At 71.9% G+C, this 21,853-nt stretch carries 17 protein-coding genes and 2 pseudogenes; 12 read left to right on the top strand and 7 right to left on the bottom strand.

Features of this window, described 5'->3' with window-relative positions:
- Positions 1-3 precede the first annotated feature (3 nt).
- Positions 4-498: a DUF1877 domain-containing protein gene (locus tag OG985_RS19025; RefSeq protein ID WP_371669546.1), complete on the bottom strand. Its 495-nt coding sequence runs from the start codon at positions 496-498 to the stop codon at positions 4-6.
- 181 nt (positions 499-679) lie between these two features.
- Between OG985_RS19025 and OG985_RS19020 the strand changes: the two are divergent.
- The 5 genes and pseudogenes from OG985_RS19020 to OG985_RS19000 form a co-directional block, all read left to right on the top strand.
- Positions 680-1,075 (top strand): annotated as a pseudogene (locus tag OG985_RS19020) (hypothetical protein); the annotation flags it as partial.
- A 198-nt stretch (positions 1,076-1,273) separates the two neighbouring features.
- Positions 1,274-1,891 carry an RNA polymerase sigma factor gene (locus OG985_RS19015; RefSeq protein WP_371669545.1) on the top strand — a complete coding sequence of 206 codons (618 nt, stop codon included), beginning with the start codon at positions 1,274-1,276 and terminating at the stop codon, positions 1,889-1,891.
- Positions 1,888-2,754, top strand: a complete 867-nt coding sequence (locus OG985_RS19010) for a hypothetical protein (RefSeq protein WP_371669544.1) — start codon at positions 1,888-1,890, stop codon at positions 2,752-2,754. The genes OG985_RS19015 and OG985_RS19010 overlap by 4 nt, the downstream gene beginning before the upstream one ends.
- A 343-nt stretch (positions 2,755-3,097) precedes the next feature.
- Positions 3,098-3,760, top strand: a complete 663-nt coding sequence (locus OG985_RS19005; RefSeq protein WP_371669543.1) for an RNA polymerase sigma factor — start codon at positions 3,098-3,100, stop codon at positions 3,758-3,760.
- Entirely contained in the window at positions 3,760-4,995 is a 1,236-nt protein-coding gene (locus tag OG985_RS19000; protein ID WP_371669542.1) for a hypothetical protein, read from the top strand. Before OG985_RS19005 ends, OG985_RS19000 begins: the two co-directional genes overlap by 1 nt.
- Before the next feature lie 205 nt (positions 4,996-5,200).
- On the opposite strand, the gene OG985_RS18995 is transcribed toward OG985_RS19000, so the two are convergent.
- Positions 5,201-6,079, bottom strand: coding sequence for a L,D-transpeptidase family protein (locus OG985_RS18995; protein ID WP_371669541.1), 879 nt, complete (start codon positions 6,077-6,079; stop codon positions 5,201-5,203).
- 273 nt (positions 6,080-6,352) lie between these two features.
- Between OG985_RS18995 and OG985_RS18990 the strand changes: the two genes are divergently transcribed.
- Complete coding sequence (locus tag OG985_RS18990; RefSeq protein ID WP_371669540.1) at positions 6,353-7,933, top strand: methylmalonyl-CoA mutase; 1,581 nt, start codon at positions 6,353-6,355, stop codon at positions 7,931-7,933.
- A 25-nt stretch (positions 7,934-7,958) separates the two neighbouring features.
- A pseudogene (locus tag OG985_RS18985) lies at positions 7,959-8,192 on the top strand (TetR/AcrR family transcriptional regulator C-terminal domain-containing protein); the annotation flags it as partial.
- Here the strand turns inward: OG985_RS18985 and OG985_RS18980 are convergent.
- Together OG985_RS18980 and OG985_RS18975 are read right to left on the bottom strand one after the other, a co-directional pair.
- Positions 8,178-9,362 carry a DUF1906 domain-containing protein gene (locus tag OG985_RS18980; protein WP_371669539.1) on the bottom strand — a complete coding sequence of 395 codons (1,185 nt, stop codon included), beginning with the start codon at positions 9,360-9,362 and terminating at the stop codon, positions 8,178-8,180. The pseudogene OG985_RS18985 and the gene OG985_RS18980 overlap by 15 nt on opposite strands.
- Before the next feature lie 92 nt (positions 9,363-9,454).
- Positions 9,455-10,570 (bottom strand): acyltransferase family protein, encoded by a 1,116-nt coding sequence (locus OG985_RS18975; RefSeq protein ID WP_371674428.1) that lies wholly within the window; start codon positions 10,568-10,570, stop codon positions 9,455-9,457.
- Positions 10,571-10,792: 222 nt separating this feature from the next.
- On the opposite strand from OG985_RS18975, the gene OG985_RS18970 reads away from it, so the two are divergent.
- Both OG985_RS18970 and OG985_RS18965 read left to right on the top strand, forming a co-directional pair.
- Positions 10,793-12,256: a glycosyltransferase family 29 protein gene (locus tag OG985_RS18970; protein ID WP_371669538.1), complete on the top strand. Its 1,464-nt coding sequence runs from the start codon at positions 10,793-10,795 to the stop codon at positions 12,254-12,256.
- The gene (locus OG985_RS18965; protein ID WP_371669537.1) at positions 12,253-14,586 is read left to right on the top strand and encodes a glycosyltransferase; all 2,334 of its coding nucleotides are present in this window, start codon (positions 12,253-12,255) and stop codon (positions 14,584-14,586) included. The genes OG985_RS18970 and OG985_RS18965 overlap by 4 nt, the downstream gene beginning before the upstream one ends.
- A gap of 43 nt (positions 14,587-14,629) precedes the next feature.
- Here OG985_RS18965 and OG985_RS18960 read toward each other — a convergent pair whose 3' ends face one another.
- From OG985_RS18960 to OG985_RS18950, 3 genes are all read right to left on the bottom strand, one after another.
- Positions 14,630-15,616: a hypothetical protein gene (locus tag OG985_RS18960; protein ID WP_371669536.1), complete on the bottom strand. Its 987-nt coding sequence runs from the start codon at positions 15,614-15,616 to the stop codon at positions 14,630-14,632.
- A gap of 138 nt (positions 15,617-15,754) precedes the next feature.
- Positions 15,755-17,086, bottom strand: coding sequence for a polysialyltransferase family glycosyltransferase (locus OG985_RS18955; protein ID WP_371669535.1), 1,332 nt, complete (start codon positions 17,084-17,086; stop codon positions 15,755-15,757).
- Complete coding sequence (locus tag OG985_RS18950; protein WP_371669534.1) at positions 17,086-18,072, bottom strand: glycosyltransferase family 2 protein; 987 nt, start codon at positions 18,070-18,072, stop codon at positions 17,086-17,088. Before OG985_RS18950 ends, OG985_RS18955 begins: the two co-directional genes overlap by 1 nt.
- Before the next feature lie 198 nt (positions 18,073-18,270).
- Between OG985_RS18950 and OG985_RS18945 the strand changes: the two genes are divergently transcribed.
- The 3 genes from OG985_RS18945 to OG985_RS18935 are packed head-to-tail and all read left to right on the top strand — an operon-like array spanning position 18,271 to position 21,850.
- Positions 18,271-19,617, top strand: a complete 1,347-nt coding sequence (locus OG985_RS18945) for a DUF6716 putative glycosyltransferase (RefSeq protein ID WP_371669533.1) — start codon at positions 18,271-18,273, stop codon at positions 19,615-19,617.
- A 32-nt stretch (positions 19,618-19,649) separates the two neighbouring features.
- Positions 19,650-20,897: a cytidylyltransferase domain-containing protein gene (locus OG985_RS18940; RefSeq protein WP_371669532.1), complete on the top strand. Its 1,248-nt coding sequence runs from the start codon at positions 19,650-19,652 to the stop codon at positions 20,895-20,897.
- Positions 20,898-20,911: 14 nt separating this feature from the next.
- Positions 20,912-21,850: an N-acetylneuraminate synthase family protein gene (locus tag OG985_RS18935; RefSeq protein ID WP_371669531.1), complete on the top strand. Its 939-nt coding sequence runs from the start codon at positions 20,912-20,914 to the stop codon at positions 21,848-21,850.
- The last annotated feature ends 3 nt before the right edge of the window (positions 21,851-21,853 follow it).

The raw sequence follows: 21,853 nt of genomic DNA, 5'->3' as shown, positions 1-21,853 counted from the left end.
GCTTCACAGCACGAGCCACTTCACCACCGCGTCCCCGTAGTGGGCGGTCTGCGTGTAGAACGCGGTGAGGTCGCGGTGCGCGGCCGCGAACACGGCACGGGCCTCGGGCTCGGCGTCGGACCCGCCGTACCGGGGCAGCAGCCCGCCGCGCGAGGTACGCCACAGCTCGTCGAAGTCGGCGGCGCCCAGGTAGACGGAGACCCGCTCCGTCTCGGCCGCGGTGAGCAGCAGGAACGGCGGCAGCCCGTGGGCGGAGTGGAACACCGGCCGGCCGCCGAGCACCACCTGGGCCGGCGGCCCGTCCGCCACGTGGTGCGGGGGAGAGCCGGCGTACAGGAGCTCGTGGTCGAGGTACAGCTTGTCCAGCACCTCCTCGCGATGGCGGCCGATGCGTTCACGGACGGTCTCCCAGTCGTCCCGGAAGAGCCCCTCGAGCCAGCGGACGTCGTCACGCAGGTGGCCGGGGGGTACGGCGCGCAGATGGAAGTACATGCTCATCACAGGTAGGAGCGCACGGGAGCGGCCGACCGTCACTCCGACCCGTGCGCGCCGGATCAAACCCCCGCGCCCGAGCGGGTCCTGTGACCGTCCCGCGGGGAAGCCGGGGCGGTTCTGCGCCGGTTCTCGCAACGCCCCGGATCGGAGTGACACAACCGCGACTGACCTCGCTCTTCCCTATGTGACAGCGCACTTCGGGACGACACGGCAGGAGACCAGACCACACGCGGCGGCCAGGCCGGTGCGGTGGGCGGCGGACGCGGTGGCGGCCCTGCCCGCCGAGGTCCGGCCGCGGTTCGACCACTCGGCCCAGAGCCTGTGGTGGGCCGACCGGACGATCGCGGAGACACGGCGGACGGGCACCCCGTATGCCGCCGTGGAGAGCCTGTTGCGCGGGCTCGGGGCGTACGCCGGCGAGGTGATCGCCCGCCAGGCCGGCGCCGAGTGGTGGGCCACCGGAGGCGACCACTGGATCCGCACACCCGACGGCCGCCTGTGGGACCCGCTCGACGAGGCTCGCCGCTGCTTCGCCGGGGACGGGTCGCTGCGGCTGCTGTGCCGGGACGCGACGAGCGCGGCCGGCGGGCGGGCCGCGACCGGCCGGCCGGCGTCCGGATGGCCCGCCGCGGACGAGCGGGGCCCGCAGGAGGGTCGCGAGGCGCTGTGACATTTCAGTGGGGCCGGACGCTGATCACGGTGGGGGACGGAGCAGGGGCGGCCGTGTCCCGATGTGCGGACGGATCCGCCACGGACTCGGTACGGACGAGGACAGTTCTTGGGCCAGCGAGGGGAACCCCGCCGCGTGCAGGCGTACGACGGGGAACTGGGCGCGGCCGTCGCGCGGGCCCAGGAGGGTGACGAGGCCGCTTTCGCGGTCGCCTACCGGATCGTGCAGCCCGGACTGCTCGGGTACCTGCGCGGGCTCGTCGGCGACGACGCCGAGGACGTGGCGTCCGACGCCTGGCTGGAGATCGCCCGCGACCTCGGCCGGTTCAAGGGGGACGGCGCCGGGTTCCGCGGCTGGAGCGCGACCATCGCCCGGCACCGGGCGCTCGACCACCTGCGCCGCCGGCGGGTACGGCCGAGGTCGGCGACGCTCGAACAGGACGTACTGGAACTGCCCGGCCCGCACAGCACCCACGACCAGGCCCTGGAGTCCCTCTCCACCGAGGCCGCCCTCCGGCTCGTGCGCACCCTGCCCCGCGACCAGGCCGAGGCCGTACTGCTGCGGGTCGTCGTCGGCCTCGACGGCCCCGCCGCCGCACGCGTCCTCGGCAAGCGGCCGGGTGCCGTGCGGACGGCCGCGTACCGGGGGCTGAAGCGGCTCGCGCAGCAGGTGGGCGGCGAGGGTGTGACGGATGACCGCCCCCGGACGCTGGGGGAGTCGACATGAGGAGCGACGCGCCGGACGGACCGGACGCGCGGCCGGACAGGGGCGGAAGCGGAATGGGTGAACGGCACAGCGGCGGGGATTCCGGCCGTCGGCGCGCACACCCCGAGGCCACCGCCGACCTGGAGGCACTGCTCACGGCCGCCGGGCGCGGGGTCGCTCTCGACGCCGACGCCGAACTGCGGGCCGTGGACGCCTTCCGCACCGCCCGGGACACGGGCGCGCACCGCGCCCGCACCCGGCGCCGGGACGACTGGCGGCCCCGGGAGCAGCGCCGTGTGGCCCGGTCGGTGAGGGTCACGCTCTCCGTGTTCCTCGCGAGTCTCACCCTGGGCGGGGCGGCGGTCGCCGCGATCGGCTCGTACGGCACCTTCCCCGGCGGCTCCGCCGAGGACCGGGACCGCCCCCGCCCGACGGCGAGCGCCCCGGCCGCCGAACCCTCGCCGACCAGGCCCGGCGCAGCCTCCACGGGCCCGGACGGCCCGGTCACCGCGGGGGACACCGAGGCGCACTGCCGCGCCTACGGGAAGCTCCAAGGCCGGGGACGGGCGCTCGACGCGACGGCCTGGCGGCGGCTGGTCGCGGCCGCGGGCGGCGAGAACCAGGTCGCCGCCTACTGCGCGGAGCGGATGAAAACGGCGACGGCGAACGGAGCGGGCGCGTCGGCCGAGGAGGACAAGGCGGCCAAGGCCTCCGAGAAGGCGGCGGACAAGGCGGCGAAAGCCTCCGAGAAGGCGGAGAAGGCCGCGGCGAAAGCCGAGAAGGATGCGGCGAAGGCTTCGGCGAAGGCCGAGAAGGACGCGGCCGAGGCTTCGGAGAAAGCCGAGAAGAAGGCCGACGAGGGCGACCAGACCGACGGCGGGTGACCGTGTCGGTCGCCGAGGCGACGGCCGGGGCCGCCACCCCCCACAGGAGAGGCCCCGGCCGTCGCGCGGCACGGGCCGCGCGGCGGCCCGTACTCAGTACAGCGCCATGAGTGCGTTTTCTGTCACACCGCTGCGCGTCACGGGTTAGTTGCATCTTCTACGGACATGGACGAGGAGCGGTTTCAGGTCGTAACGTGCCTTTCGCGCCGGGGCGCGGCGGATGTATGACCTCTGCAACCATCTGTGGTCCCTCAATGCCGCAACCATTCATCGAGGAACCACCACGGCGAGGACCCGGTCCGCGAGAGCGGCGCCGGTTTAGGCGCGAAGAGGGATACCACGGGTGCTGGGGGACGACGCGGAGCTGACCACCGCGGTGCTTGCGGCTCAGGACGGGGACGAGACCGCGTTCCGGACTGTGTACCGCGCCGTGCACCCACGGCTGCTCGGATACGTACGGACGCTGGTCGGCGATCCCGACGCCGAGGACGTGGCGTCCGAGGCCTGGCTGCAGATAGCCCGTGACCTGGAGCGGTTCACCGGAGACGCGGACCGTTTCCGTGGCTGGGCCGCCCGCATCGCCCGCAACCGCGCACTGGACCACATACGCATGCGGGGCCGCCGGCCCGTGATCGGCGGCGACGAGACCGAGCTCACCGGGCAGCCCGCCGAGTCCGACACGGCCGGCGAGGCCATCGAGTCCCTGGCCACCGACAGCACGCTGTCCCTCATCGCCCGGCTGCCGCAGGACCAGGCCGAGGCCGTCGTCCTGCGGGTGGTCGTGGGCCTCGACGCCAAGACCGCCGCCGAGACCCTCGGGAAGCGGCCGGGCGCCGTACGCACGGCCGCGCACCGCGGCCTGAAGCGGCTCGCCGAACTGCTCGGCGAGGATCCGGAATCGGCGGCCAGGCTCGACGCCCTGCCGCCCCAGCGAGAACCGCGCGGTCGCGCGGTGACGTCCGCGAGTGTGACGCATACGCGCCCGCGGACGCAGAAGGACATGTGATGGCCGACGAGCGCTGTGTCTTTCCGGGGGGCACCCCCCGGACCCCCGGCCGGTGGCTGGACCGCGAAACGGCGGAGCGGCTGCTGAGCGGCGAGGCACTGGACAACGCTGTCGACGGCGCTGCCCGTGACGAGGCCGAACTGCTCGCCAAGACGCTGGGTTCGCTGTCCGTGGAAACGCAGCTGACCAGCACGGAACTCCCCGGCGAGGCCGCCGCGCTGGCCGCCTTCCGCAAGGCGCGTGAGGCGCGGGAGGGGCGGGCGGGCAGCGAGGGACGAGCAGGCCACGGGGCGCACGGGGACCGCGACGCCGAGCAGGCCGTCGGCGGCCACCGCGCACGCCCGCACGGCTCCGACGCCGGGCTCGTCCGCATCGGCGGCCCGGACCGGCGCGCCCGGCGGCCCCGCTGGGACCGGCCCGTACGCCTCGGGCTGACCGCCGCGCTCGCCGCCGGCATGGTCGGTGGGGTCGCGGTCGCGGCCGGAACCGGAATCCTGCCGACGCCGTTCCGTCCCGCCGAACCTGCCCCCGCCGCCTCCGTCTCGGCCGCCGTGACACCGGACCACCCGCCGGTCTCGCCCTCGCCGAAAGCCCCCGGGAAAGAGCCCACGCCCGGCGGCTCCGCACCCTCGGGTTCCGCCGGGTCCCCGGGCCAGGACTCCCCGCGCGACACGGCCCGCGCCGGCTCGTCGCCGGGTGACACCGCCGGGCCCGGCCGCACGGAGCGGGACGGCCGCTGGAGCGGAGCCGCCTCCGCCTGCCGCGACGTCCACGACGGCAAGGAGCTGACCAGGGAGCGCAGACGTGCCCTGGAGAGCGTGGCGGGCGGCTCGGCGCGGGTCTACAAGTACTGCAAGGGCGTGCTGGCCGTGGCCCCGGACAACGGCACCGAGAGCCAGAACGGCGAGACCGGCCACGACGGCCGGAACGACGGCGGCGGTGACGGCAAGGGCGACGGCGACGGCACGGACCAGGGCAACGAGGACGGCGACGGCCGGGGCGGCCACACCGGTGACGACGACGGCAACCACCTGAGCCCGGGGCACGGCCACGGGCACGGCGGTCACGGCGACGGCCGCGACCGCTCCGGCGACGGCAGCGACAGCGGAGACGGCGGCGACAGCGGAGACGAGGGTAACGGCGGCGGGGACACCCCGACCGCCGCCGCGCCCCTGCTCCCGACGTCGACGACCTGGCAGAGCCCCTCGCCGACCGCGCCGTATCACGCCCTCTGACCTGCGGGTTCTCGACTCGTCGAAATTTATCGGCGCCGAGTGTGACGTTTCTGGCCGCCGGGGCGCAGTAGTGAGTGAGCCGACTGGTCATCGGCCCTCGCACAGAGCCGGGGTTCCCCCCGTACCTACGGCTCGTGCACCTCGGCGCGGGCGGGACACGTTCCCCCGGTCCCGCCCGCGCCCCATACCTCTCCCGCCGCGCGCCTCACCAGTGCACGACGACCTTGTCGCCGTTCCGCACCTGGGCGTAGAGCGCCGCGATCGCCGTCTCGTCCCGGACGTTGACACAGCCGTGCGAGCCGCCGGCGTATCCGCGGGCCGCGAAGTCGTACGAGAAGTGCACGGCCTGGCCGCCGCTGAAGAACATCGCGTACGGCATGGGCGAGTCGTACAGCGTCGAGACGTGGTGGCGGGACTTCCAGTAGACCTGGAACACGCCTTCCCGCGTGGGCGTGTACTGCGAGCCGAAGCGCACCGCCATCGTGGAGACGGTCCGGCCGTCGATCATCCAGCGCAGGGTCCGGCTGGACTTGTCGACGCACAGCACCCGGCCGGTCAGACACCGCGGGTCGGGCGCGCCCGCGGGCTGACCGCCCATCAGGTACAACTCCCACCGGCCCGGTTCGTGGGTCATCCGCAGCAGCCGCTGCCAGGTGACCCGGTCGGTCTCGCCCGTCCTCGGCAGTCCGCGCTTGCCCTGGAAGCCCTCGACCGCGTCCTCCGTCAGGTCGTCGTACGTCCCGGTCGGCCCGTCGTACAGCCAGGCGACCTGACGCAGCCGGGCCTGGAGTTCCCGTACGTCCTGGCCGGTGTCGCCACGGGACCACAGGACGGCGGGAGCCGGGGCGGTGCTCGGCTTGCCGTCCGCCGGGCCGTCGTCGGCCGCGCCGTCGCCCTTCGTGCTGTCCTGCCCCGCGTCGTCGTCCGCCGTGGACGGAGTGCCGGCGGTTCTGCTGCCGGGGACGTCGATGTGGACCGGGGGGCGCTGCTTGCCGTCCGCGCCCGCCGGCTGCACCGTGCAGCCGGCGACCGCCAGCAGAGCCACCAGGACGGCGATCGATTTCCCCATGCCCGTGGTACGCATTCGGACCCCCGTCGTCTCAGCGATGTGCGCTCGTACGGCCGTCGTGTCATCTGAGATGTTCCCCGCGGATGACGGTTCGCGAACGGCGCGGGATGGTGGTGACGGGGACGGTGGCGAAGGATGTGATCGAGGTCCCAGCGAGGCTGTGAGCAAGGTCGCGGCGTGCTCCTCTGCACCGGGTGCGGGCCCCACCGCTACAGTCCGTCGGAGGGTCGGTCTGTACCGGAAAGTAACTGGCGGCGAGCAGAACTGCTCAGCGGGAGGCAACACACCATGGCGCGCGAGTCGGAGTCCGGACTGCCCATCGAACCCGTCTACGGGCCTGACGCCCTGCGGGACTGGGATCCCGCGGAGAAGCTGGGCGAGCCGGGGGCGTACCCCTTCACGCGTGGCGTCTACCCGTCGATGTACACCGGCCGCCCGTGGACGATGCGCCAGTACGCCGGCTTCGGCACGGCCGTGGAGTCCAACGCGCGCTACAAGCAGCTGATCGCCAACGGCACGATGGGCCTGTCCGTCGCCTTCGACCTGCCCACCCAGATGGGCCACGACTCGGACGCGCCGATCGCCAGCGGCGAGGTCGGCAAGGTGGGCGTGGCGATCGACTCGATCGACGACATGCGGGTGCTGTTCGGCGGGATCCCGCTGGACAAGGTGTCGACGTCGATGACGATCAACGCCCCGGCGGCCCTGCTGCTGCTGATGTACCAACTGGTCGGCGAGGAGCAGGGCGTTCCGGCGGACCGGCTCACGGGCACGATCCAGAACGACGTCCTGAAGGAGTACATCGCGCGCGGGACGTACATCTTCCCGCCGAAGCCGTCGCTGCGTCTGATCGCGGACATCTTCAAGTACTGCCAGACCGAGATCCCGAAGTGGAACACCATCTCGATCTCCGGCTACCACATGGCGGAGGCCGGGGCCTCGCCCGCGCAGGAGATCGCGTTCACGCTGGCGGACGGCATCGAGTACGTCCGCACGGCGGTGGCCGCGGGTATGGACGTCGACGACTTCGCCCCCCGGCTGTCCTTTTTCTTCGTGGCCCGTACGACGATCCTGGAAGAGGTGGCCAAGTTCCGCGCCGCCCGCCGGATCTGGGCGCGGGTGATGAAGGAGGAGTTCGGCGCGAAGAACCCCAAGTCCCTGATGCTGCGCTTCCACACGCAGACGGCGGGCGTGCAGCTGACGGCCCAGCAGCCCGAGGTGAACCTGGTCCGGGTCGCGGTCCAGGGCCTGGCCGCGGTGCTCGGCGGCACGCAGTCCCTGCACACCAACTCCTTCGACGAGGCGATCGCGCTCCCCACGGACAAGAGCGCCCGCCTGGCCCTGCGCACCCAGCAGGTCCTCGCCTACGAGACGGACGTGACGGCGACGGTGGACCCCTTCGCGGGTTCCTACGTCATCGAGAAGATGACCGACGACGTCGAGGCGGCGGCCGTCGAGCTGATGGTGAAGGTGGAGGACCTCGGCGGCGCGGTCACCGCGATCGAGCACGGTTTCCAGAAGGGCGAGATCGAGCGCTCCGCGTACCGGATCGCCCAGGAGACCGACTCCGGCGAGCGGGTCGTGGTCGGCGTCAACCGCTACCAGCTGGACGCGGAGGAGCCGTACGAGCCGCTGCGGGTCGACCCGGCCATCGAGGCCCAGCAGGCCGAGCGCCTCGCGAAGCTCCGCGCGGAGCGCGACCAGCAGGCGGTGGACTCGGCACTCGCGGCCCTGAAGAAGGCCGCCGAGGGCGAGGACAACGTCCTGTACCCGATGAAGGACGCGCTGCGGGCCCGGGCGACGGTGGGCGAGGTGTGCAACGCGCTGCGGGGCGTGTGGGGGACCTACGTCCCGTCGGACGCCTTCTGACCCGGCTCCGATCGACCGCTGCCCGCTCGGCTTCGGCACCGCGGAACAGGGCGTGCAGCCCCCGCCAGGCGAGCGCCGTGCGGGCTGTGACGTGGACGAACGCGCCCGCCTGACGGCCGACTTCCCGCTGTCGGCCCAGGCGGGCGCGGAGCTCTTCCAGGACTTCGGCCGGTACGTCGAGGAGGGGCCGGCGCTGGTGATCGCGGGGATCGGGGCGCGCTACCGGCCCGGCCGGCCGCCGGGGTCAGGCGTCCGGTAGCGCGGTGTCCGCGAGCCGGACGTCCAGGTAGTCCTGGTCGATGTTGATCGTCCTGCCGCCCCAGGTCTCCTGGTGGCCCCCGGAGTACTGGTGGATGCGCCGGTGGTCGCCCCAGAGGGTGCTCGGCACGACCGGGTCGTGGGTGTTCGCGACGCCGTTCCACAGTCCGTCGTAGATGACGTCGGGCATGGTGTGGCCGTCGTAGTCGTCGACCAGGTCCCTGATGCCCGAGCTGCTGCTGCTGTACCACCCGGAGCGGTAGCCCTGGGCGTGCAGTTCCTCCGTCCACGCCTCCTCGAAGGCCAGCACGTTCGAGGTGTACGACGAGGAGTAGGCCTCCATGTCGTAGTACAGCGTCGAACCGGGACCGAAGCCGAGGGCGGCGGCGCGTTCGACGGCGTCCTCGGCCGCGCCGGCGCCCTGGGTCTCGGGCGAGCTGATGCCGGAGGCCTGCGTGCCGACGTAGAGCGGCACGAACCGCCAGCCGTCGGTGGCCTGCTGCTTCACCCAGGAGGCCGTCAGGTTGGGCTGGCTGCAGGCGCGCTTGGAACCGCCGAAGTAGATGCCGACGGCGCTGTAGGGCGAGCTGTCCTGCCAGGTGCTCATGGCCTTGGCCGAGGGCGCGGTGCAGGTGTCGAAGCCCTTGCCGGTGTGGTCGGTGGCGTGGGCCGGCAGGGCGGGTGCGGCGGCGGGCGGCGCGGGCGGTTCCACCGGGACGCGGGGCGCCGTCGCCGGGACCTCCGCGTCGGTCAGGATGGTGCGCACGAGTGCCGCGTCCGCGTCGTAGGTGGCGGTGACGGTGACCTTCGCCGCCCGGGCGCGGTATTCGCGCTGGCCGGGCTGGGCCACGGTGCCCAGTTGGGCCGCCTCGTTGTCGTCGGGTTCGATGAGCAGTGCCTCGGTACGGCCCACCGCGTGGCTGGGGCAGTCCTGGTCGGCGCCGGGATGCCCGAGGTACACCGCGTGCCGGTCGAACCGGACGCAGGCGGTCGGGTCCTCGGTGAGGTCCACCACCGGCCAGGAACCCGGCACGGTGAACCGGTGTCCGCGGTAGTCGACCTGCTTCGTCGCCGCCGGTCCGTCGGCCTGCACGGGCGTGCCGGCGAGGGCGAGGAGACCGAGAGCCGGAAGTGCGGTGGTGACCGCGGTCCTTCTCCAACGTGATCGCATTACCGCATTTTTGACCACATGCACCGAAATTCTGACCTGCCGCGCCTGGGGAGCCGAACACCTCACGCCCATGGACGGCGTTCGCGGCTCTCTCAGCGCGCCCGCGCTCCGGCCAGCGCCGCGCGCAGTCTCGGCGTCAGCGGCTTCTCGACGAACCGGTTCAGCAGCCAGGCCAGCAGCAGCATCGACACGACCGTCAGCCCGAAGGTCACCGCCGACGGCAGGCCGAGGGTGATGTGCAGGGCGTGGATCACCACCCAGCCGAGGTGCTCGTGGACCAGGTAGAAGGGGTACGTCAGCGCCCCGGCCACGGTCAGCCAGCGCCAGTCCGCCCGGTTCAGCAGGCCCAGCGCGATCGCGGCGACCGCGACGAAACCGAAGGCGACGACGAGGACGATGCCGGTCGAGGAGCGCTGCGCGAAGGCGTGCGGGTCCGACGCGTTCCACAGGCTGCGCACCGCGTAGTGCTGACCGATCAGGAAGCTCACGGCCACGATGCCCCAGGCGTACACGTCCCGCCGGTCACGGTGGACCAGGTGGAGGCCGACGCCGCCGACGAAGAACGGCGCGTACTCCGGCATCAGCACGATGTCGAGCAGCGGCATGCGGGCGCCCTGGGCGATGGCGGCCGCCAGCGTCCAGCCCGCGCAGAACAGGATGACGCGCCGCCGGCTCGCCCCGGGCAGCACCACGCACAGCGCGAACAGCGCGTAGAAGCGGACCTCCGCCCACAGCGTCCAGCACACCCCGAGCACCCGGTCCACGCCCAGCGGTTGCTGGAGCATCGTCAGGTTCACCAGGGTGTCGCTCGGTGAGAGGGCCTTGTAGGCGACCATCGGCAGCGCGAACACCGCCGAGACGATCAGGACCGCCGCCCAGTAGGCCGGCAGCAGCCTGGACGCGCGGGACGCGAAGAACGACTTCAGCGGCCTGCCCCAGCCGCTCATGCAGATCACGAACCCGCTGATGACGAAGAAGACCTGGACACCGAGGCAGCCGTAGGCGAAATAGGAATGCAGGGTGGGGAACTGGTGTGCCGCCGAACCGCCCCAGGCCCCGGTGACCTCGCCGCCCCGGCCGCCGTAGTGATATGCGGCGACCATCAGCGCGGCGATCAGTCGCAGCCCGTCCAGGGCGCGCAACCGGTTCTTCCGGGGAATCGTCGACTCCGGGCGCCGGGGCATGTCGGTCACCGGCCGCACGGTCATGCTGGTCACGAATGTCCCCTCGACGGGCCGCTCCTGTGGGTACTTCCCAGCACATTAGTCCGAATCACAGGGATGTCTTCGAGGGCGAGTCAACGATTGGCCCTGTAGCCCCGGTGAGTTCACCTGAATGTCGTTTTGGCTTCCTAATTTTTCTCAACATCCCCCCACGGGCCAGTAAACGGCAACGAACTCAGCAATTGCCTGGCAGAAAACAGGAGCGTCATGACGAGGGTGCAGAACAGACGGGCACGTACACGTGGGGGGGAGCTGGACGAATGCCTGCGCGCCTGCGCCGTACACAGCGGCAAACTCGTCGGCAGCCTCGACCGCCGCCGCGTCGAACTCGCCGAGCAGCTCAGGAAGCTGCTCGTCGTGTGGGGCACGACCACGACGGCCGCCGCACCCGCCCCGGCCGGCGCGACCGCCCTGCTCAAGCGGGCCGTCAAGGGCGCCGCGACCCCCGCCTCCGGCATCGGCAACGACCTGCTCGACGCCCTGCTCGCCGTCGCCAACAAGGCGCTGGAGTGCGGCTACGACGACGAGCTGAACCTCGCCCTGGTGATCAGCGACACCATCCTGGCCGAGCGGAAGAACTCCCGCGCCGGATGGCGGCTGCGCGCCCGCCTCCTGGAGGCGCTCGGCGAGGAGGCCGAGGCCCTGGACGCCTACGAGCGCTACCTCGGCCTGACCGACGAGGACGGCTTCGGTGTCCGCGCCCGCATCGCGGGACTGCGTGCCGCCCGGGACAAGGAGCGGGAACTGCTCGGCCTGCTCGGGCGGCAGACCCCGCGTGCCGAGGGGTTCGCCCGCGGCCCCGCCACCGACGTGTGGGCCGAGGGCCTCGCCGCGCTCGCCGTCGGCGACTGGACGGAGGCCGAGCCCCGCCTGGTGGGAGCGCTCCTCGCGCTGGCCGCCGAGGACGCCCCGGTCGGCGACCGGCAGGAACTGCTCAGCCAGTACCTGGACCTGCGCTCCGACCGCGCCGACGGCGCTGACCTGCCCGCGTTCACCGAGGCCGTCGCCCTGTACGCCGAACAGCGCCGCCACCGCATGCGCGGCCCGGTCCCCGACCCCACCGTCGGCGGCGTGCAGTGGATCACCCTCGGTGAGTTCCGCAACCAGATCGCCGGCAAGTCCATCTGCCTGATCGCCAACTCCGGCCGCGTCGGCAGCAGTTCGATGGGTGCCGAGATCGACGCCTACGACCTGGTCGTGCGCTTCAACTCGTACCGGATCGAGCCCAAGCACACCGGCAGCCGCACCGACATCCACGCCACCATCCACAAACACGGCTTCAACTGGGACAAGCAGGTCACCACCCGGCTCGTGTTCGGCGGCATCTCCGGCGACTGGAAGTACTCGCTGCGCAACCGCCTGGTGCCCGGTGCCCAGACGTACCTGGGTGACGAGTCGCTGCGCTGGCCCGTCCGCAACATCGGCAGGCTCGGCACCGACGCCTGGTCGGGCATCCCGACCACCGGCTTCAACATGCTGTGGCTGCTGGACTTCCTGGACGTCAGCCCGACCCTCGACCTGATCGGCTTCGACTTCTACGAGACCGGCGCCTACCGGGTGCAGGAAGCGATGAAGCTGGCCATCACGTCCGTGCACGAATACACCAGCGAGAAGGCGTGGGTCATGCAGCGGGCCCAGGACGTGACCGACATGAGGATATCCCTGCGATGACCACGACCTCCCTGACCCCGGCCACCGCACCCCTGGCCCCGGCGACCGACGCGCACGCCCTCACCGGCAGACGGCGCATCGCCTTCGCGAGCTTCGTCGACGAGAACTACCTGCCCGGCTTCCTCGTCCTGCTCAAGAGCCTCGCCCTGTCCAACCCGAGCGTGTGCGAGGACTTCGTCGTCCTCTACGACGACCTGCGCCCCGGCTCGATCGCGAAGATCCGCGACCTGCACCCGCGCATCGTGCTGCGCCGCGTCGACGCCGACCGCTACGACTCGTACAAGAAGGGCGACCAGGACAACTACCTGGTCCGCAAGGCGTACTTCATCCTCGACGTCTTCCGCCTGCGCGAGTACGACACCGTCATCACCCTCGACACCGACATGGTCGTCCTCGGCGGCCTGGGCGAACTGCTCGCACTGCGCGAGGGCCTCGCGGCCGTACCGCAGTTCTTCTACGGGCAGCACAAGCTCAACTCGGGCCTGCTGGTCATCCAGCGCGAGTACCTGAGCGACGAGTTCTGCGCCCGGATCGACGCCTGCGGACGCAGCGGCGACTACGAACTCGACAAGCACGACCAGGGCATCCTCAACAGCGTGCTCGCCGGCGATTTCGTGCGCCTCGACCCGCGCTACAACTTCGTCAAGCGGCGGCTGTCCGGCGACCTGCCCGTCCCCGAGGACACCGCGATCCTGCACTTCACCGGGCGCCACAAGCCCTGGCAGGGCGGCGAGGCCGGCTACAGCCAGGCCGAGGACCGCTGGCGCGAGTTCGAGCTGTCCGACGCCGACTTCCACGCCGCCTACCTGGCCTCCTCCGGCGGCCTCCACCACGACCTGCTGGTCCACTACGGCACCCCGCACGTCAGGCGCACCGGTGACGTCGAGGTCGCCCGCAAGGTGGCCGCCGCGCACATCGCCTCCGGCGACTACCAGGACGCCGTCGACGTCCTCGGCAGCGTCCGCATCCCGCTCGACGAGGCCTGGCCGCACGAGGTGTTCGGCCACGCCCTGATGAGCGTCTCCCGCTACGAGGAGGCGAAGACCCAGCTCCTGCTGGCCACGGCCGCACCCAACCGGGCCGCCACCGCCTACGCCCGCCTCGCCCAGATGGCCTGGGTGCGGGGCGACAACACCGAGGCACTGCGGCACGCCACGGCGGGCCTGTCCGTCGACCCGACCCACCGCTCCAGCCGCCTGTGGGCCCAGCGCGCCGCCGCCGTCCCCGCCCAGGAGCAGGGCAGCGCCGAGGACCAGCTGGCCCACGTCGCCTTCTACATGGACCGCCAGGGCAACGCCGGCGACAAGCTGCTCCCGGAGAGCGTCCGCCTGGCCTTCGGGCCGGACACCACCTCCCGCCGCTGGCACCCGGTGCACGCCCACCGCCTGTTCGACGAGGCCGCCCTGCGGCGGGTCAACTCCCGGCGCGGTCTGGTCATCGGAGGCGGCGGCCTGTTCATCCCGGACACCATGCCCAACGGCAACAGCGCCTGGCAGTGGAACGTCCCCGACGAGCTGCTCAACCGCATCGACGTGCCCGTCGCGGTGTACGCCGTCGGCTTCAACGCCTTCGACGGCCAGTCCTACCGGGCCGGCCGCTTCCGCTCCTCGCTGCGTCAACTGGTCGAGCGTTCCTCCTTCTTCGGGCTGCGCAACCACGGCTCGATCGAGAAGGTGCGCGCCATGCTCCCGGCCCACCTGCACGACAAGGTGCGCTTCCAGCCCTGCCCGACCACGGTCACCCGGCAGCTCGTCGCGGGCTGGCAGGACCCGGCCCGGCGGGACGACACCATCCTGGTCAACGCGGCCTACGACCGCGCGGGACTGCGCTTCGGCCACGACTACGGCTACTTCCTGGCCCAGATGGCGCAGGCCGTGCGCGACCTGGGCGAGCTCGCCGAGGTGCGGTGCGCGGCGCACTCGCTCGACGACGAGAAGATCGCCTTCGACCTGCGCCGCGAGCACGGCATCTCGCTGCCCGTCATCCCGATGTACGACTTCGACAACGACCAGATCCGCGATCTGTACGCCCGCACCAAGCTGGTGATCGGCATGCGCGGCCACGCCGGAATGATCCCCTTCGGCTGCGGCACGCCCATCATCAGCCTGATCTCGCACCCGAAGATGACCTACTTCCTGCGGGACATCGACCGGCCCGAATGGGGCGTGTCCGTGCACGACCGGCACCTCGCCGCCCGGCTCGTCGAACGCGCGAAGGACCTGCTCGCCGACCACGACCGGACCGTCGCCGACGTGCACGGCCGGCAGCAGGAGCTGTGGAAGACCACCGAGGCGAACGCGGCCGACCTGCGGGTCGTCCTGGGCGGCTGAGCGGGGGCGGCGGTCCGCACCGGCGGCCCGCCGCCCGCTCCGCTCACCGTTTGCCGACCAGCCGCCTGAGCCGGGTCACCGCCGAGACCCGGGGCGTGGCCGCGCGTTCGGCCTCGTACGCCCTGCGCAGCTGCGCGAAGTGGTCGGCCCGGGTGCGGGCGAGGTACTCGTCGGAGAGCAGCGGCCTGGCCAGGGACCAGGCCCGCCGGTGCTCGCCGGCGTAGTGGGCGGCGTACGCCTTGGCGAGTTCCAGCACCGACCTGAAGGGGATGCCGCCGGTGTGGTCGCGGTCGATCCGCTCCTGGACGGCGGTGATCAGCGCGAGTTTCTCGTCGAGGGTGTGGTCGTCCTCGGCGATCCGCCGGAGCACGTCCTCGGGGATCGGCCGGGTCACCTCGAAGGCGAGGGTGGAGCGGATCGGCGGTCCGGCGATCTCGATGTACGGGAGCAGGGCGCCCGTGCTGTGGTGCAGCCAGGGCAGCCGCGGACCGGCGAAGTCCTGGTGCAGGACGACCGAGCCGGGTCCCAGCCGGGTCAGGAAGCGTTCGGTCACGCAGCGGAACACGCGGGGTGTCTTGGCGATGTCGATGTGCAGGAACTCGATCGGGCTGAGGTCGGCCGGGTCCGAGGTCTGCCAGATGTCACCGGCGTGGATCTCCAGGAACGGCAGGAACGGTTCCAGCCTGGCACGGAAGTCGTCGAGGAAGGAGTTGCCGTCCTGGGGCCTGGCGCCGGAGGTGAAGAACTTCTCGGTGGCGAAGGTGCCCTTGCCGACGTGGAAGAAGTCGTAGGCGTGCAGCCGTCCGGTCCGCTCGTCGAAGAGCGGGCTGTCGCGCAGCCCGAGCGCGAGGGCGTACGTCGATCCGCCGCCGCCGGAGCCCAGTTCGACCAGTTGCCCCTGGCCCGTGAGGTGCCGGCGCCCCAGCAGGTAGAGGAAGCGCAGCTCCCAGCTGCTCACCTGGGAGTAGGGCAGGTTGTCCGGCAGGTGGACGCCGTCGAGCTGGGAGTAGAGCCGGCCGAGCTTCGTCATGGGTGCCTCACGGGGTGGGTACAGGCGATGCCCGTGATCCTAGGGTCACGGGCATCGCCTCACCATGGAATCAACGGAGTAACTGGATGGTGAGCCCGCGTTTCCTCGGCCGTCCTCCCGTGTTCATGCCTGGTTGGCTCAGCCTCGGACGGCCTTCCTCAGCGCCCTGGCCCGGCGCACCATCCGGCGGGCGGTGGTGCTGCGGGGCAGGAACGCCAGCCGCTCCGGGATGCCGCCGGGCAGCCCGAGCGAGGTGAGCCGCTTGCGCCTGACGTAGCGCTGGGTGCGCGGGCCGAGGTGCTGGGAGAGATAGCGTTCGGCGTCCGGTCGCCGGGCGGAGTGCATCTGCGGCTGCATCACGAACCCGATCGCGGTGACCAGACCGTTCAACGTGCCGGCCGGGACCGGTCGTTCGTCCCCCCGGTCCGCCAGGTCCGGCAGCACCGCGTCGGCCAGGACCAGGGGGACCCGGTTGCTGTTCTGGTACGGCGTCAGCCGGTCGAGCAGCGTCTCGGTCCCGACCCGGGCCACCGGCAGGTCGTAGAACGCGGACGCCGTGAACAGCGCGGTCGAGAAGCAGCCGACCACCAGTCCCGGCCGGGCCCGCTCGAACAGCACCTCGGCGAGCACCGGCGTGTCCAGGACGGTGAGGTCCACCCCGAGCTTCGCGGCCTCCGCCTCCAGGACGCGGCTGAAGCGGGCCGGTGCGGTGGGGTGCGGCTTGAAGACGATCGCCCGGTGCCCCCGCTCGACCGCGCCCCGCATCATCCGCACGTGCAGGTCCTCCTCCTCCGCGGCGGAGAGGATGTTCAGCGCGGACAGGTACTGGCCGAGCAGCAGGGCCGCGTTGTCGGGCAGGGCCGGCAGCCCGGGCACGGCCGCGCTGAGCTCGCTCATCACCTTCAGGAACGCCGGCGCCGGCACGAGGTGCGCGTGCACGTCGAACTCCGTCAGCAGCATCGGCGTGAGCCCCGGTACCAGGTCGAGGTGCAGCAGCCTGCGCACCCGGGTGCCGACCAGCGGGTCGAGCTTGTTGCGGGTGGGGCCGTAGCTCATCAGGCCGTCGGCGTAGACGTCGACGGGGGCGCCGGTGAACAACTGGGCCACCGTCAGGGCCGGGGTGACCTGGATGGACTCCAGGACCAGCTCCACCCGGTCCTCGCCCAGGCCCCACAGCAGCCGCAGATAGCGCTCGAAGAGAGGGATGTCGTCGGGGCGCGGAACCCAGGCGCCGGGATGGAAGGGGCGGATGGCCTCGTTCCAGGACAGCACGTCGTCGAAGTGGTCGCGCAGCGGCCCGAAGCCCGGCATCTCGTCGACGGCCGGGGTGGTCTCCGGGGTCATGGAGTTGTTGAAGACCAGCAGTACGCGGCGGTCCGGCTCGGTGAAGAGGCCGGACTCGATCGCGGCGGCCAGGGTGGCGGCGCCGTACAGCGTCGAGGCGCAGAAGATCTGGGTGGTACGGGGCATCAGGCGGCCGCCTTCGCGGTGGTGATCCGGCGTCGCAGCCGCCGCAGCTTGGCGGAGCGGTGCAGGTCCATGGTGTCGAGCACGTCACCGAGGGCGCCCTGCGGCATGCGCTGTATGGCCGCCGCGCTCATGGTCCGCAGCTGCTTGGCGACGGCCGGTTCGAACTTGTTCTCGTCCGAGAGGTGGTGGGCGATGATCGCGCAGTACGTCCGCACCGCCTTGGGCAGCAGCCGCTCCGCGTCCGGGTCGGCCGCGGTCTCCTCCACGACCTGGTCGAAGGCGCGGATGAAGTCGAGCTGGCGGACGTCGCCGATCTGGGTGAGCGAGGAGGCGACCCCGCGCCGGTAGAACACGCCGAGCAGGCTCACCACGGCGAACGACTCCGCCTCACGGTGCAGCTTCCAGATCCACGGCCGGTCCTCGGCCGTGCGCAGTCCGTCGGTGAAGTGCAGGACGCCCTTGTCGAGGAGCCGGCGGTGATAGGCACCCGCCCAGGCGTAGGCGTAGTCCACCGAGGTCGTCCGGTCGGCGGGCAGGATCGCCCGGCGGGGGTCCATCACCTCGCCCCGCCGTCCGACCGGGGCCCGGTGCACGGTCCGGGCGCGGGCGGTGGCCTGCACATGGTCGGTGCGGACGAAGTCACAGCCCAACCCCTCGATCGCCGACACCAGTTCGGAGAGGTGGCCGGGGGCCAGCCAGTCGTCGCCGTCCAGGAACGTCAGGTACTCGCCGCGCGCGACGTCCAGGCCGGTGTTGCGCGCGGTGGCGAGACCTCCGTTCTTCTCGTGACGGACGAAACGCACCTGGGCGACCTCGGAGAGTTCTTCGGCAGCGCGTTCGAGAATGTCCGGAGTCTCGTCCTTCGAAAAGTCGTCGACCAGGACGAATTCGAAGTCGCTGCGGGCGTTGCGGCGAAGACTTCTGAGGGTGTCCGGGGCGTATTGCTGGACGTTGTAGAACGGCACGATCACGGAAAGCTTTGGCACCCGCGAAATCCTAGGAGGCGCCCCGGCAACGGAACTTTCCGGTGAACGTACGGGGGGTGAACTCCATGTGTCGGAACGGTGCACCACGTGTACTTTCGGGTCTTCGACGGGCCAGTTCGGCTCTCGGTGGTTTGTTGTTAACTTTTCGTTGATTCGCGGTTGGGCCGTTCCTAGAAATTGATTCCTAGCGTCTTCCTCGTGCCTGCAAGTACAAGGAAGCCCCCGCGAATCGCCGTCCTCGCGGACTCGGACACCCGATGGAAATGGGGTGCGCTGACCGCGGACCGCATCGCCCCGGGCCCGACCATGGAAGCCGGAACGCGCGAGGACGCGCAAGCCGGCCCCGCCCTGAGCGGATTCCTGCTGCGCGGCCGGGCCACGCCCACCGCCCGCCAGCTGGAGGAGGTGGGCGTGCACGCCGACTCCCTGCGGGAGGTGACCGCGGTGGAGTTCCTGCGCGCCATGGCCGAGGAGTCGTACGACGTCGTCGTCCTGGCCCTCGTCGGCGGCGGGGTGCAGGCGATGCTGCACGGTCTCAGGCGGGCCTGGGAGGGCCGGGCGAAGCGGCCCGTCGTCGTCACCGGCTACGTCGGCGTCGTCTACGAGAAGCTCGCCGACGGCCTCCTGCTGCGGCACGGCGCGGACCTCGTCCTCGCCAACTCCCGCCAGGACGCCGAGCGTTTCCGGGCGGTCTACGACGGCGTGGGCGCCGACTGCTCGGCGGTCACCGAGGTCGCCCTGCCGTTCCTGGGCGGGGCCCCGTACACCGGCGAACACGACCCGTACACCGTGGTCTTCGCCGCCCAGCCGTCCGTGCCGGACAGCCGCAGGGACCGCGCCTACCTGCTCGACCGACTGGTCCGGCACGCGCGGCTGCACCCCGAGCGCGAGGTGCTGCTGAAGCTGCGCTCCCGGCCCGGCGAACACACCACACACATCGAGGAACTGCCGTATCAGAAGCTGGCGCAGCGGCTCGACCTGCCGGCCAACCTCCGGCTCGTGTACGGGCACATGGGGGAGGTACTGGACCGCACCGACCTGCTGGTGACGGTCAGTTCCACGGCCGCGCTGGAGGCCCTGCACCGCCGTATCCCCACCGTCGTCCTGACCGACTTCGGGGTGCGTGAGGTGCACGGCAACCACCACTTCGTCGGATCCGGCTGCCTCGCCTCCTGGGACCAGCTCGACGACGGGCACCGGCCGGCGCCCGACGAGGACTGGGTGGCGCGGCAGGGCGTCGCGGCGGACGGCTCCTACGCGACGGCCTTCGACGCGGCCCGCGAGCGCATCACCAAGTTCCTCGACCGGCCCGGGGGCCTGCCGCCCCTGACCCCCTACTACACACCGGCGACCGCACCCGGCTATCTGCCGGGCATCCTCGCCCGCCACCACCTCGGCCCGGACGGCACCCCGCTGCCCGGCGCCCCCGCCGCCGACAAGGAACCCGGACCGGTCCGGCAGATCGTGCGCCGGGCGGCGCGCGGCGCCTACCGGCACGGCGTGCAGCGGGTCGCCCCGGTGATCCGGCGGATGGGGGAGCTGTGAGTCCCCGGACCTCTTCCCAAGGAGTACAGCCCATGTCCAACCCGCAGGCGGGCCAGGGCGCTTCGGTGCGCCGGGTGCTCGCGGTGATTCCCGCGCGCGGCGGCTCCAAGGGCGTGCCCGCGAAGAACCTCGCCCCGGTCGGGGGCGTACCGCTGGTGGCCCGCGCCGTGCGCGAGTGCCGCGCGACCCGGCTGGTGACGGACGTCGTCGTGTCCACCGACGACCAGGCCATCGCGGCCGCCGCGCGGGCCGCGGGCGCCGAGGTGGTGCTGCGTCCGGCCGCCATCGCCGGGGACACGGCGACCTCCGAGGCCGCGGTGCTGCACGCGATGGAGGCGCACGAGGCCCTGCACGGGGCGGCCGTCGACGCGGTGCTCCTGGTGCAGTGCACCAGCCCCTTCATCGTCCGCGAGGACGTCGAGGGAGTCGCGGCCGCGGTCGTCGAGCACGGCGCCGACACGGCCGTGACCGTGGCGCCCTTCCACGGCTTCATCTGGCGGGACGCCGAGGACGACCTCGCCGGCCCCGGCGCGCGGGACGGCGGACACGGAGTCAACCACGACAAGTCCTTCCGCCCGCGCCGCCAGGACCGCCCCCAGGACCTCCTGGAGACCGGCGCCGCCTACGCGATGGACGCGACCGGCTTCCGCGAGCACAAGCACCGCTTCTTCGGCCGCACCGAACTGGTGCGGACCGACCCGGCGCGCGTGCTGGAGATCGACGACCCGCACGAACTGGCGCGGGCGCGGGCGCTGGCCCCCCTGTTCGACGCGAACCGTCCCGGTTCGCTGCCGACCGCCGCGGACATCGACGCGGTCGTACTGGACTTCGACGGCACCCAGACCGACGACCGGGTGCTGATCGACGCCGACGGAAAGGAGTTCGTCTCCGTGCACCGCGGAGACGGCCTCGGCATCGCGGCCCTGCGCGACAGCGGCCTGGACATGCTGATCCTCTCCACGGAGCAGAACCCGGTCGTCGCCGCCCGGGCCCGGAAGCTCAGAATCCCGGTCCTGCACGGCATCGACCGGAAGGACCTCGCACTCAAGCAGTGGTGCGGGGAGCAGGGCATCGCGCCCGAGCGCGTGCTCTACGTCGGCAACGACGTCAACGACCTCCCGTGCTTCGCCCTCGTCGGCTGGCCCGTGGCGGTCGCGAGCGCCCACGACGTCGTGCGCGGCGCCGCACGCGCGGTCACCACCGTGCCCGGTGGCGACGGCGCGATCCGAGAGATCGCCAGCTGGATCCTCGGCCCCTCTCTCGACTCCCTCGACACGTAAGGAACCTCTCCACCATGAGCACCAACTCCCGTCTGCGCACCTTCGGTTCGAAGACCGCCGGCCCGGGCCGGCCCGTCTACGTCGTCGGCGAGATCGGCATCAACCACAACGGCGAGCTCGAGAACGCCTTCAAGCTGATCGACGCCGCCGCCGAAGCCGGCTGCGACGCGGTCAAGTTCCAGAAGCGCACCCCCGAGATCTGCACCCCGCGCGACCAGTGGGACATCGAGCGCGACACCCCCTGGGGCCGCATGACCTACATCGACTACCGCCACCGCGTGGAGTTCGGCGAGGACGAGTACCGCCAGATCGACGAGTACGCCAAGGAGAAGGACATCGCCTGGTTCGCCTCCCCGTGGGACACCGAGGCCGTCGCCTTCCTGGAGAAGTTCGACCTCCCGGCCCACAAGGTCGCGTCCGCCTCCCTCACCGACGACGAGCTGCTGCGCGCCCTGCGCGGCACCGGCCGTACGGTCATTCTCTCCACCGGCATGTCCACCCCGAAGCAGATCCGCCACGCGGTCGAGGTCCTGGGCAGCGACAACATCCTGCTCTGCCACGCCACCTCCACCTACCCGGCGAAGGCCGAGGAGCTCAACCTCCGGGTCATCAACACCCTCCAGGCCGAGTACCCCAATGTCCCGATCGGCTACTCCGGCCACGAGACCGGCCTGCAGACCACGCTCGCCGCCGTCGCCCTCGGCGCCGCCTTCGTGGAGCGTCACATCACCCTCGACCGCGCCATGTGGGGCTCGGACCAGGCCGCCTCGGTCGAGCCGCAGGGCCTGACCCGCCTCGTCCGCGACATCCGCACCATCGAGGCCTCCCTCGGCGACGGCGTGAAGAAGGTCTACGAGTCCGAGCTCGGCCCGATGAAGAAGCTGCGCCGCGTCAGCGGTGTCGTCGCGGAGGCGGAGATCGCGGCGGCGGCGGGCGAGCCGGTCTCGGTCTGACCC

It is taken from the genome of Streptomyces sp. NBC_00289, from assembly GCF_041435115.1.
Lineage (GTDB): Bacteria > Actinomycetota > Actinomycetes > Streptomycetales > Streptomycetaceae > Streptomyces.
This window is presented reverse-complemented; position numbering and strand designations above follow the sequence as displayed.

Bases quoted from the DNA above. Each gene is read 5' to 3' on its own strand.
- OG985_RS19025 (WP_371669546.1), bottom strand. From the start codon at position 498: ATGAGCATGTACTTCCATCTGCGCGCCGTACCCCCCGGCCACCTGCGT.
- OG985_RS19010 (WP_371669544.1), top strand. From the start codon at position 1,888: ATGAGGAGCGACGCGCCGGACGGACCGGACGCGCGGCCGGACAGGGGC.
- OG985_RS19000 (WP_371669542.1), top strand. From the start codon at position 3,760: ATGGCCGACGAGCGCTGTGTCTTTCCGGGGGGCACCCCCCGGACCCCC.
- OG985_RS18995 (WP_371669541.1), bottom strand. From the start codon at position 6,079: ATGCGTACCACGGGCATGGGGAAATCGATCGCCGTCCTGGTGGCTCTG.
- OG985_RS18990 (WP_371669540.1), top strand. From the start codon at position 6,353: ATGGCGCGCGAGTCGGAGTCCGGACTGCCCATCGAACCCGTCTACGGG.
- OG985_RS18980 (WP_371669539.1), bottom strand. From the start codon at position 9,362: ATGCGATCACGTTGGAGAAGGACCGCGGTCACCACCGCACTTCCGGCT.
- OG985_RS18975 (WP_371674428.1), bottom strand. From the start codon at position 10,570: ATGACCGTGCGGCCGGTGACCGACATGCCCCGGCGCCCGGAGTCGACG.
- OG985_RS18970 (WP_371669538.1), top strand. From the start codon at position 10,793: ATGACGAGGGTGCAGAACAGACGGGCACGTACACGTGGGGGGGAGCTG.
- OG985_RS18965 (WP_371669537.1), top strand. From the start codon at position 12,253: ATGACCACGACCTCCCTGACCCCGGCCACCGCACCCCTGGCCCCGGCG.
- OG985_RS18960 (WP_371669536.1), bottom strand. From the start codon at position 15,616: ATGACGAAGCTCGGCCGGCTCTACTCCCAGCTCGACGGCGTCCACCTG.
- OG985_RS18955 (WP_371669535.1), bottom strand. From the start codon at position 17,086: ATGCCCCGTACCACCCAGATCTTCTGCGCCTCGACGCTGTACGGCGCC.
- OG985_RS18940 (WP_371669532.1), top strand. From the start codon at position 19,650: ATGTCCAACCCGCAGGCGGGCCAGGGCGCTTCGGTGCGCCGGGTGCTC.
- OG985_RS18935 (WP_371669531.1), top strand. From the start codon at position 20,912: ATGAGCACCAACTCCCGTCTGCGCACCTTCGGTTCGAAGACCGCCGGC.